The organism is Holdemania sp. 1001095H_141210_F2 (assembly GCF_015558105.1).
Classification (GTDB): Bacteria; Bacillota_I; Bacilli_A; order Erysipelotrichales; family Erysipelotrichaceae; genus Holdemania.
The window spans coordinates 75,193-86,804 of the sequence record NZ_JADNPO010000007.1 but is presented as its reverse complement, the minus strand read 5'-3'; the positions used below and the strand labels follow the sequence as shown (position 1 = coordinate 86,804).

The following is an 11,612-nucleotide window of genomic DNA, read 5'->3' as shown; positions in this document are numbered from 1 at the left end:
CAATCAATAACGAAAAGAGCCTCCGTTCGGATCGCTCTTTTCTTTTATATTCAGCCTGACAAGCAATCGAACCCAAGCCGCACTTTTCCCGTGTGAAGAAAGAAGATCACGCCGCGAAAGTTTGCACAGAACGCTTTTTGAGACGAATGACAATCTACAATTTTGCCAAACGCACAAGAAAGCGAATAAAATGAATCCCTTTTTCAAAAATGCGCCATCAATGTTCTTCTTTCCTTCATGATCCTTTCTTTCATCTTTTTCTGAAGCGGTAATCTCCCCTTTTGCGTAATAGAAATAACACAGCTTTTTGCTCGTTCTCTGCCTTCTCTTTCGTTTAATTACTAATCTGGGAAAGCTTAACCATAGCTGCTTATTCCATGATCTTAATTCCCTGAAAAGGATATTCAATGTTAAAATGAAAGACAGGGTGGATGATCTGATGACTCAGCCTGTTAAAATCAATGTCATTGCCAAGCTTCTGAATATGAGTCCCGACGCGATCCGTTTTTATGAAAAGAAAGGGATTATCAATCCGCCGCGGGATCCGGAAAGCCGCTACCGGGAATATTCCGCCAGTGAAATCCGCCGGCTCTACGACTGCGCGAACTGGACAGCATTGGGTTTTACAATCCGGGAAGTCGAAATCCTGATGCATACCCTGACGGAAACCGAAATGAGTCGGCTGCTGGAAGAACGGGAACAAGCGCTCCGGCATCAATTAGAGGATACACAGCTGGCCCTAAATAAATTGAGCGGCTATAAGCAAGCCCGCGCGCTTTCTCCATCAATGCTGATGCGATGGGATTGGATTGATGCGCCACTCAGTTATTTCTATTGTTACAGCCATCATGACGAATTGAATGAAGCGATGATTTTCAGTCCGCTCTATCAGCCGGTCATGCAATACCGGAACTTATTTACCTGCGCCGTTCTCGCTCCTGTCGATCTCCTTGAAGCGCAGAGAAGTGATTTCGATTTTGGTTTTATTGTCACAGCGGAGGCGGCAGCCCGGCATGGATTTCAAATTCAGAATCCGATTCGCAGTCTGCCGGGTCAAAAATGTCTTAGAACGATCATTCAAACAGAGGCCGTCATTCAATCCTCAGACCTGCTTCCGTTACTGACGCAGCTCAGGCAGATGCAGATTCAATTAAAAGGAGATTGGATCTGCCGGGTATTAAGCCTGGACTATGACCAGGGAAAACAAACTCGCAGATATGAACTCTGGATTCCGGCCGAAGTTCAATAAATTTCCAGAAAATCCTTGACTCTCGAGTTATTCCAGACTTTATGATGAGAGACAAGGAGGAGAATAATCATGGAAATTATGTCTCGAAGAACTTTTCTTAAAAGTGCGGCCGCCGGCGCCTGCGGCGTAGCGACGATGAGTATCCTGCCCGGCTGTGCGGCGCAGGAAATCGGCTCGTCCGCAGATGTCCCATCACGACGGATTTTGATTTTAATCGGTGCTTCGCCGGAAGGAAACACAGTGAAGCTGGCGGACAGCTTTGCCCAGGGCGCCGCGTCGCAAAGGTCACGAAGTCACTTCGATTTTTCTTGGCAGCCGGGATATCCGCTGTTGTCTGGGGTGTGATCAATGCCGGTATGGCAAAGGCTGCTTGCAGCAGGACGACATGACAGAAATTTATGAAGCGATCAAAAACACCGATCTTGTCGTCTTCGCTTCAGCGCTGCGTTACTGGACGTTGACCGGTGTCATCAAAAATGTTCTGGAACGGTTGTACGCGACCTGCAGCGAAGATCCGAATCCGCCGTTCGGCCGGTATGAAAAATACCCGGATCTGGACTGTGCTTTACTGATGAGCGCGGCGGATGACAACTGGTGGACCTTCGAGCAGGCGTTATCCTATTATCAGCACGTGATTTCAAATTATCTGAGCTGGCATGACAAAGGTCATGTCCTGGCCGGCGGCTGCGGGGGCTGCGGGGGTCCGAAGCACATTGAGGATACCGGCTATCTGGATACCGCTTATACGTTTGGAAAAACGATTTATACCGCACAGGACTAACCGCCGAAATTGCCTACATCGGGTTTGCGTATCTGATAAGGGATTAAACCGCGAAGATCTCATGCTGATCTTCGCCGGACTCACACAAAAACAACGCTGCATAGAATCTCCGAAGTCAGGAATTCCATCAGCGTTGTTTTTTTATGCCAGTCAGCTTTCAGATTGTTCCTATCAGGACACAGTCTGACGCCGCGCTTTCCGCATGCCTTGAAGAATGGTTGAGCGGGCCTGGCGGGCCTGTTCCATCGTCGCCTGCGGAATCCCTTCCAGCGGGTAGGCCAGCCCCAGCTGCTCATACTTGACCTTGCCCATCGTATGATAAGGCAGAACGTCGACCGCTTTGACATTGTGCAGTGTGCCTAAAAACTCACCCAGCGCGAATAACTGCTCAGGCGGGTTCAGGGACGCGTTGACATAGACGTGCCGGATCCAGACCGGAACCTGCTTCGCGTTCAAATACCTGGCGAAGGCCAGAATCCGCTCATTGTCCTGCCCGGTCAGCCAGCGGTGCTGAGCCGGATCGATCTGCTTGATGTCCAACAGCACCAGATCCGTGACCGCAAGCAGGGAATCGAACGCTTCCGGATGGGACGGATCAAATAAAATCCCCGACGTATCCAGACACGTGTGAATTCCAGCCTGCTTCGCCGCCGCAAACAGCTCCCTGACAAATTCCTTCTGTCCCAGCGGTTCCCCGCCGCTCACCGTGATTCCGCCGCCGCGGTAAAACGCTTCGTTGCGTTTGTATGTCCGAAGAATTTCCGCCGCGCTCATCATTTGACCACCCTCGCGCCGCCAGGTATCAGGATTATGACAATACCGGCAGCGCATTGGACAGCCCTGGACAAACACAACCAGCCGGACGCCCGGCCCGTCGACGGTGCCGAAGCTTTCCAGCGAATGAATCCGGCCTTCGCTCATACGCCGTTAAATCTGTTCGTGGAAGGTCCGCGAAATGACTTCGTCCTGCTGCGCCTTCGTCAGCTTGTTGAAGTTGACCGCATAACCGCTGACGCGCACGGTCAGCTGCGGATATTTTTCCGGATGTGCCTGAGCGTCCAGCAGCGTTTCCCGGTTGAAAACGTTGACGTTCAGATGATGTCCGCCCTTTTCGGCATAACCGTCCAAAAGCGATACCAGGTTGTCGATCTGTTGATCCATCGTACTCATATTCGTTTCCTCCTTTATTCTTCGTTCCGGTCCAGCCCCTCCATTAACGTCGGGGTCTTGCACGCGAGATTCTGTTTTTCACAATCCAGACAGCCCAGCGTTTCCACTTCTTTGACCAGGCTTTCTTCATTTTTGTCGATCTTCTCCAGCTGAACCGTCGATCCCTCGACGCTGACGTTGACATGGCCCACGCCGGCGGCGAAGGACTGGTCCAGCTGCGCGATCAAATCGTCGATCAGCTGTTCCTGCTTCATCGTTTATTCGTTGCTTTCAATTTCATCCAGCTCCAGCTCGACTTCCAGATCGCCGCTGGTGACGATCTCCTTACCCAGCGCGTTGGGAATGATCGAGAAGGTGTTGGAGATACCGTCCTGCGCATCCGCAAACGGCAGCTTGGAAACCGAAGCCAGTGAAGCGACGGCGCCATGGCTGTCGCGCTTGTGCATCGGATTGGCGCCCGGCGCAAACGGCTCGCCCTTCTTACGGCCATCCGGGGTGGAACCGGTGTTCTTGCCATAGACGACGTTGGAGGTGATCGTTAAGATCGAGGTCGTCGGGATGCCGCCGCGGTAGGTGTGGTTGCCCTTGATGTAAGTCATGAAGGTGTGGACGATCTCGCTGGCAACCGCGTCGACGCGGTCGTCGTCGTTGCCGTATTTCGGGAAGTCGCCCTCGACTTCATAATCGACGACGATGCCGCGTTCATCCCGGATCGCCTTGACCTTGGCATATTTGATCGCGGAGAGTGAATCGGCAACGACGGACAGACCCGCGATGCCGGTGGCAAACCAGCGCTTGACGTCCTTGTCATGCAGCGCCATCTGCAGCTTTTCGTAACAATATTTATCGTGCATATAATGGATGATGTTCAGCGCGTTAACATAGACCTGCGCCAGCCACTTCATCATCTGCTTGTATTTGTGCATAACTTCGTCGTAATCCAGATATTCCGAAGTGATCGGCCGGTATTCCGGTCCGACCTGCTTGCCGGAAATTTCATCGACGCCGCCGTTGATCGCGTACAACAGGCACTTCGCCAGATTCGCGCGGGCGCCGAAGAACTGCATTTCCTTGCCGATGCGCATCGAGGAGACGCAGCAGGCGATCGTGTAATCGTCGCCATGGGTAACGCGCATCAGATCGTCGTTTTCATACTGGATGGACGAGGACTCGATCGAGGTCTTGGCACAGAATCGCTTGAAGTTCTGCGGCAGCCGCGTCGACCACAGCACCGTCAGGTTCGGTTCCGGCGCGGTGCCCAGATTCTTTAAGGTATGGAGGTAACGGAAGGAAGACTTGGTGACCAGATGCCGGCCGTCGATGCCGACGCCGCCGATCGATTCCGTGACCCAGGTCGGATCGCCGGAGAACAGTTCGTTGTATTCCGGGGTACGGGCAAACTTGACCAGCCGCAGCTTCATGATGAAATGATCAATGAATTCCTGGATTTCTTCCTCGGTGTAAACGCCGTTGTCCAGGTCGCGCTGAGCGTAGATATCAATGAAGGTCGAGGTCCGGCCCAGCGACATCGCCGCGCCGTTTTGTTCCTTAACGGCCGCCAGATAGCCGAAATACAGCCACTGGATCGCTTCCCTGGTATCCTTGGCCGGCCGGGAAATATCATAGCCGTAGATTTCACCGAGTTTTTTCAGCTCCTGTAACGCGCGGATCTGTTCCGACAGTTCCTCCCGTTCACGGATGACGTTGGAATACATGATGACGCGCGTCGAATCCTTCTGATGCTGCTTGTCTTCAATCAGACGATCAACGCCATACAGCGCAATCCGGCGATAGTCGCCGACAATCCGGCCGCGGCCGTAAGCATCCGGCAGACCGGTGATAACATGGCTGGAACGGCAGGCCCGCATCTCCGGGGTATAGGCGTCGAACACGCCCGCATTGTGAGTTTTGCGGTGGACGGTGAAGAAATCGACAATCTCCGGGTCGACTTCATAGCCGTTGTCCGAGCAGGCTTTCTGCGCCATGCGGATGCCGCCGTAAGGCTGCAGGGAACGCTTGAACGGTTTGTCGGTCTGAAAGCCGACGATCTTTTCCAGATCCTTGTTCAGATAACCCGGGCCGTGGGAAGTAATCGTCGAGATGATCTTGGTATCCATATCCAGGACGCCGCCGGCTTCGCGCTCCTGGCGGCTCAGCTCCATGACCTGATCCCACAGTTTCAGCGTGGCTTCCGTCGGCCCCGCCAGAAACGAATCGTCGCCGTCATACGGGGTGTAGTTCTTCTGGATGAAGTCGCGGACGTTGATCTCGCGGGACCAGACGCCTTCAACAAATCCCTTGTAGCAGTCTTCCATAGTATCCTCCTATAACTGTTTGTAAGATTTCCTGTCGCAGGGGACAAGACCGTTTTATTTTACCGTGTTTGAGAATAAAAAAACAGAGGTCGGAAACATCATTTTCCATTGTAATCGGTTACAAGTTTAAAAAATATGTTAGGTTATTCTAACAATGGTAGAATAGCCAATTTATCCTGCATTGTCAAGCAAGACTCTCTGCGGATCGAGTCCTTTTTTATTCTTTCCCATGGCGATGCTCCCCTGCCTGCACAGGCCGCTTCCGTCCACTTGCTTCCCATGGCAACCCGAACCCGCTTTTCTTCTGTTCTGAGCTTCTTCCCGTTTTTTTATCTTTTAAACCGCAAACAGGCGCCAAAACTTTCTATACGCTTCAGCGAACAGGCAACAAGGAAAAGACGTCCGCTAAGACACCCAGAATTAGTCACGACGCTGCAAAGTGAAGGGGAAGTGTGAATCCAGGGCGAAATGACAAAACCCTGATTTTCCCTTCGATTCTGATGCAGCATCACATTTTTACCCTTATGCCGCTTGAAAACAAGACGATCATACCTTTGCCCTCAGTTTAGAAATTGATCAATATAGATCGGCTCTTCGCCGCAGGTTTAACCCACATGCCTTGAATCCGGCCCGGCGGTTATGCTATGATGAAACGCATAAAGGAAGACGACAGAATGACGAAAATAACGATGAAGGAAATCGCCGAGTTTGCGGGCGTAGGCAAAAGCACAGTATCCCGCTACTTTAACGGCGGTTATGTCAAAGAAGAAACGCGGCTGCGGATTGAAGCGGTCTGCCGGGAATATCACTATCAGCCCAATTCCGTAGCGAAGACGCTGAAAGCCCGGCATTCCTATCAGATCGGGGTGATCACGCCCTCGATTGATTCCCGCACCAGTGCGCGGGTGCTGACGGCATTGGACGAGCAGCTGCGCTTATCGGGTTATACGCCGCTGCTGATCAACACAAATCACAATGAAATCCGCGAGCTGTCGAGTCTGGAAAGCTTCAGCCGGATGAACGTCGAGGGAATTATTTTGTTAGCCACGCAGATCACGCCGGAACATGAACGGATCATCCATAAGCTGCGCCTGCCGGTGATCGTGCTGGCGCAGGAAATGGCGGACGTCGTCACGATCACACTGAACGATTACGAAGCCGGCCGCGAGGTTGGACTGCGGATCGGACAGACTCATCATCAAGCGGTCTGCCTGCTGGGCGTCAGCGAAACGGATAAGGCCGTCGGGATCACGCGCAAGCAGGGAATTCTGGACGGCTTACAGGAAACCGGACTTTCCCGGATTGATTTTCTGGAAACCGATTTCAGTTTTGCGACCTCCCGTCAGGTTGTGCGGGAATACCTCAAAACGCACCGCCCGGACTGTCTGATCTGCGCAACGGACAATCTGGCGCTGGCCGCATTTAAGGAACTGCACAGCGCAGGGCTGCGGATTCCGCAGGATGTATCGTTAGTCGGTTTTGGCGGCTACGATGTCTCTGAAGTCCTGACTCCGGCGTTAACCACGGTGCGTTTCGACTATGAGCTGGAAGGCCGCACCGCCGCCGAGCTGATTCTCGAACTGATCGCGGGCAATCCGGTGGAATCCGTTAAGATCGGGTATACTTTAATCGAAGGCGAAAGCGTTATCGACCGATAGCGCTTTTTTGTTTTCCCCTGTCGCTATGAAGGGCACAGCCCGCTTTTTTTCACCGTCCTTCAGATCATGATAAAAAAATCAACGCCGAAAATGGGAGAAAAGCCAAGTTGAAAGAAAGGGAAAACGATAAAAATAAACGATTATTAAAAAATATGGTACCGTTCCCATATTTCCTGTTGACATTTCCGAATGACAGGTCTATATTAATTATGGGAACGGTACCACAAGGAGGAAGAAACTATGAATTATCCATCCATCGCCGCTCAGATCGTCGCCGCCGTCGGCGGCCGGGAAAACCTGAGCAACGTCATGCACTGCGCGACCCGGCTGCGTTTAACCTGCCTGGACGAATCCAAAATCGACGCCGACACGATCGCCGAAATTGAAGGCGTCAAGGGCGTCTTCAACGCCAAAGGGCAGTTTCAGATCATCTTCGGTTCCGGCACCGTCAATCAGGTCTGTGACGAAGTCCTGAAGCTGACCGGCAGCCAGCCTGTCCAGCCGCAGCCCAAAGCGGAAGCCGGGGGCAGCGTGATCAACCGCTTCATCAAGATGCTCAGCGATATCTTCGTACCGATCATTCCGGCGATTGTCGCCGGCGGCCTGTTGATGGGCATCAACAATATCTTCACCGCCGAAGGCTTATTTGTCAGTGGAAAAACCTTAATCGAGCTGGCTCCGCAGTTCGCTGATCTGGCGGCCATGATCAACCTGTTTTCCAACGCCGCCTTTACTTTTCTGCCGGTGCTGATCGGTTTCAGCGCAACGAAGAAATTCGGCGGCAATCCTTACCTGGGCGCAGTCCTGGGCATGATCATGGTTCATCCGGAACTGATGAACGCGTACAGCTATGGTACCGGCGCGCTCGTTCCGACATGGAATCTGTTTGGTTTGTCGATCGAAGCGGTCGGCTACCAGGGCACGGTGCTGCCGGTTCTGGTGATGTCGTTCTTCCTCGCCAAACTGGAAACCTCGCTGCATAAAATCACACCGAGCTGGCTGGATAATCTGACGACGCCGCTAATTTCAATTCTCGTCTGCGGCTTTGTCACCTTCCTTGCGGTCGGACCAATCATGCGCACCGCCGGCAACCTGTTGGCCTTCGGGATTTCGTGGCTGTATCATTCGCTGGGCTTCATCGGCGGCGGTTTGTTCGGTTTGTTCTACGCTCCGATCGTTTTAACCGGCATGCACCACAGCTTCATCGCGATTGAAACGCAGCTGTTGGCGGAAACCGCAGTCACCGGCGGCAGCTTCATCTTTGTCACCGCCTCCATGAACAACGTTGCGCAGGGTGCGGCCGTGCTGGCTGTTCTGGCAACAACTAAAGATTCCAAGCTGAAAAGTCTGTGTTCGGCTTCCGGAATCAGCGCGCTGCTGGGGATCACCGAACCGGCAATGTTCGGCGTCAACCTGAAGCTGAAAACGCCGTTTTACGCGGCGATCATCGGTTCCGCTGTGGGTTCGGCCTACGTCGCCTTCCACCATGTCTTAGCCGTCGCGCTGGGCGCCGCGGGCCTGCCGGGCTTCATCTCAATCCGTCCGGCCGACTGGCTGCACTTTGCGATCGGGCTGGCGTTAAGCATGGTCACCGCCTTCATCCTGACGCTGGTCTTCACGAAAAAGCAACAGAACCCAACTGGAAATACAAAACCGCAGACAGACAAACGGAACGCGCTTCCCGCGGTGGACAACCAGACGCTCTTAGCACCGGCTGCCGGTATGGTAAAACCGATCGAGCAGTCCACTGATGGGACATTCAGTGAAAAGCTGATGGGCGACGGCTTCGTGGTTTTCCCAACCTGCGGAGAAGTCTGCGCGCCGATCAACGGCACCGTGAAATTCATCTTTCCGACCAAACACGCAATCGGACTGGTCAACGAGGACGGCGTGGAGATGTTGATCCACATGGGCATCAATACCGTCAGCTTAAACGGCGAACCGTTCACGATTCTCGTTCAGGAAGGCCAGAACGTCCGCGCCGGGGAACCGTTGGCAATCATGAATCTGAAACAGATCGAAGACGAGGGCTGTTCGACGGAAATCTGCTGCATCTTCACCGCGCCGACACCGTTTCACTGGACCTTTGAGGGTGAAGCAGCGCAAGCCCAGCCGATCATCACCTTAGGAGACAAACAATGACCGATTACCGCTTAACTTATCATCTGTCGCCCCGGCGGGGATGGCTGAACGATCCCAACGGGCTGTGCGTCCATGACGGGAAAATCCAGATCTATTATCAAGCGGATCCTGACAGCCTGACCGGCGGCTGCCGCAAGTGCTGGGGACACTTCACAACGATCGATTTCCGCCATTACACCGACTGCGGTCTGGCGGTCAAACCGGTGGAACGCTTTGAATCGCACGGCGCTTATTCCGGCAGCGCGCTTTCGCTGGACGGGCAGCTGCACCTCTTCTACACCGGCAACGTCAAGGAACCGGGCGATCACGATTACATCCGCTCCGGCCGCCAGCACAATACAATCCACGCCGTCAGTCAAGACGGGCTGCGCTTTGATCAGAAACAGGTCGTGCTGACCAACGCCGATTATCCGGATTTCTGCTCGTGCCATGTCCGCGATCCGAAGGTCAATCCAACCGCCGACGGCTATGAAATGATTCTGGGGGCGCGCACGCTGGACGACGAAGGCTGCGCCCTGCTTTACCGCAGCCGTGATTTACAACGATGGCGGCTGGATGCCGTGCTGCGTTCCGCCGCGAAGATGGGCTATATGTGGGAATGCCCGGATCTGCTTCATTTTGATCAAGCCGATGTGCTGCTCTGTTGTCCGCAGGGGCTAGAGCGTCAGGGTTATCACTATGAAAATGTTTACGACAACGGCTATTTCATCCTCCATGGCGATGAAGCACGAACATACCGCACGCTCGATCACGGTTTCGATTTCTACGCGCCGCAGACGTTTCTGGATCCTCGCGGCCGGCGGATTCTGATCGGCTGGATGGGCTTGCCGGACACGGACTATACGATACCGACAAAAACCTGGATGCATGCGCTGACCTTACCGCGCGAGCTGCGCTTTGAAGACGGCCGGCTGAAGCAGCGGGTCATTGAAGAGCTGCAGGCCGGGCCAGCTCTGACCAAAACCGTCAGGCAGACGAAGGCGCCGGAGACCTTCGTTTTAAAAGCTTGCCCGCATGGGGCGCTGACCTTAACGATCGACGGCCTGAAACTTGTTTATGAAAACGGCTTACTGACGCTGGATTGTTCGCAATGCGGCTGCGGCCGGACTCAGCGGCATGTCGAGCTGGACAAACTGGACAGTCTGGAATTGTATATGGACGTCTCCAGTGTTGAAATTTTCATCAATGACGGCGATGTCAGCCTGACCTCGCGCTGTTTCTTTGAAGGTTCCGTCCGCAATGTCGCCGCCAGCTGTGACTTTACGCTGTATCAGGCGCCGCGAATTGAAATAGAAAGCAGGGATTCCGAATGAAAAAACTGATTGCGATCGGCGAAGCGCTGATCGACTTCATCCCCGCCCAGACCGGCCGGCTTCAGGACGTGGCGTCGTTTGAGCCGCATGTCGGCGGAGCGCCGTGCAACGTCTGCGGCGCGTTTGCCCGCCTGGGCGGAACCAGTGCGATGATCACGCAGCTGGGCCAGGACGGCTTCGGCGATAAAATCGTCAGCGAATTAGCGTCTTATGGCGTCGATACGACGATGATCGAGCGGACATCCGCGGCCAACACCTCGCTGGCCTTCGTCGCTCTGCAAGCGGATGGCAACCGGGAATTCAGCTTCTACCGCAAACCCGGCGCAGACATGTTGATGCGGCCGGACCAGCTCCGGAAAGAAGGCTTCCAGAATTGCGGCTTCCTGCATTTCTGCAGCGTCAGCCTGGGCGATTTTCCAATGTGCCAGGCTCACAGGCAGGCCATCGCGATGGCTCGCGAACAAGGCGCGCTGATCAGCTTCGATCCGAACATCCGCCTGCCCTTGTGGCCCGATGCCCAAGCCTGTCAAAAAGCGGTGCGGGAATTTCTGCCGCAGGCGGAGATCATCAAGATATCCGACGAAGAGCTGGAATTCATCACCGGAACGACGGATCTGCAAAAAGCGAAGGCGTTCCTGTTTACCGAGCGGACGCAGCTGGTGCTGTATACCTGCGGCAGCCGGGGCGCTTATGCCCTGACGCGCGGCGCGGAAATTTACGAACCTTCCTTATCCGTAGAAGCGCTGGATACGACCGGGGCGGGGGATGGCTTTATCGGCTCCTTCCTTTATCAATGCGCCCGCGATCAGGTCAGCGATCTGACTGCCTGTTCCCCAGAACAGCTGCGCCGCTACCTCCGGGCCAGCGCCGCTTTCTGCGCCGCCAGCATCCAGCAGAAAGGCGCAATTTCCTCCTATCCGACCACGCTGACAGAATAATTTCCAATTTTCCTGCTCATCCTCTCACTGCTTCTCTCCTTAAAAT

Annotated in this window: 11 protein-coding genes; 7 read left to right on the top strand and 4 right to left on the bottom strand. The window is 54.1% G+C overall.

Going from position 1 to position 11,612, the window contains the following annotated elements; genetic code table 11:
* The first annotated feature begins 439 nt into the window (after positions 1–439).
* From I2G61_RS06510 to I2G61_RS06500, 3 genes are all read left to right on the top strand, one after another.
* Complete coding sequence (locus I2G61_RS06510; RefSeq protein ID WP_195548063.1) at positions 440–1,249, top strand: MerR family transcriptional regulator; 810 nt, start codon at positions 440–442, stop codon at positions 1,247–1,249.
* A 69-nt stretch (positions 1,250–1,318) separates the two neighbouring features.
* Positions 1,319–1,594, top strand: coding sequence for a twin-arginine translocation signal domain-containing protein (locus tag I2G61_RS16420; RefSeq protein ID WP_229100698.1), 276 nt, complete (start codon positions 1,319–1,321; stop codon positions 1,592–1,594).
* On the top strand, positions 1,509–2,030 hold the full coding sequence (locus I2G61_RS06500; RefSeq protein WP_229100697.1) for a flavodoxin family protein: 522 nt from the start codon (positions 1,509–1,511) through the stop codon (positions 2,028–2,030). The genes I2G61_RS16420 and I2G61_RS06500 overlap by 86 nt, the downstream gene beginning before the upstream one ends.
* A gap of 171 nt (positions 2,031–2,201) precedes the next feature.
* Here the strand turns inward: I2G61_RS06500 and pflA are convergent, their stop codons facing one another.
* The 4 genes from pflA to pflB are packed head-to-tail and all read right to left on the bottom strand — an operon-like array spanning position 2,202 to position 5,515.
* Entirely contained in the window at positions 2,202–2,951 is a 750-nt protein-coding gene (gene pflA / locus I2G61_RS06495) for a pyruvate formate-lyase-activating protein (RefSeq protein WP_072684650.1), read from the bottom strand.
* A gap of 6 nt (positions 2,952–2,957) precedes the next feature.
* Positions 2,958–3,200, bottom strand: a complete 243-nt coding sequence (gene grcA3 / locus I2G61_RS06490; protein WP_006061091.1) for an autonomous glycyl radical cofactor GrcA3 — start codon at positions 3,198–3,200, stop codon at positions 2,958–2,960.
* A 14-nt stretch (positions 3,201–3,214) separates the two neighbouring features.
* Entirely contained in the window at positions 3,215–3,454 is a 240-nt protein-coding gene (locus tag I2G61_RS06485; RefSeq protein ID WP_072684649.1) for a hypothetical protein, read from the bottom strand.
* A 3-nt stretch (positions 3,455–3,457) separates the two neighbouring features.
* The gene (gene pflB, locus I2G61_RS06480; RefSeq protein WP_072684648.1) at positions 3,458–5,515 is read right to left on the bottom strand and encodes a formate C-acetyltransferase; all 2,058 of its coding nucleotides are present in this window, start codon (positions 5,513–5,515) and stop codon (positions 3,458–3,460) included.
* Positions 5,516–6,189: 674 nt separating this feature from the next.
* On the opposite strand from pflB, the gene I2G61_RS06475 reads away from it, so the two are divergent.
* The 4 genes from I2G61_RS06475 to I2G61_RS06460 all read left to right on the top strand — a co-directional run bounded on the left by I2G61_RS06475 (position 6,190) and on the right by I2G61_RS06460 (position 11,566).
* A complete protein-coding gene (locus tag I2G61_RS06475) occupies positions 6,190–7,173 on the top strand; it encodes a LacI family DNA-binding transcriptional regulator (protein WP_072684647.1) in 984 nt (327 codons plus the stop codon).
* 240 nt (positions 7,174–7,413) lie between these two features.
* Positions 7,414–9,315, top strand: a complete 1,902-nt coding sequence (locus I2G61_RS06470; protein WP_072684646.1) for a sucrose-specific PTS transporter subunit IIBC — start codon at positions 7,414–7,416, stop codon at positions 9,313–9,315.
* Positions 9,312–10,628, top strand: a complete 1,317-nt coding sequence (locus I2G61_RS06465; protein ID WP_195396999.1) for a glycoside hydrolase family 32 protein — start codon at positions 9,312–9,314, stop codon at positions 10,626–10,628. Before I2G61_RS06470 ends, I2G61_RS06465 begins: the two co-directional genes overlap by 4 nt.
* A complete protein-coding gene (locus tag I2G61_RS06460) occupies positions 10,625–11,566 on the top strand; it encodes a carbohydrate kinase (protein ID WP_195548062.1) in 942 nt (313 codons plus the stop codon). Before I2G61_RS06465 ends, I2G61_RS06460 begins: the two co-directional genes overlap by 4 nt.
* Positions 11,567–11,612 lie beyond the last annotated feature (46 nt).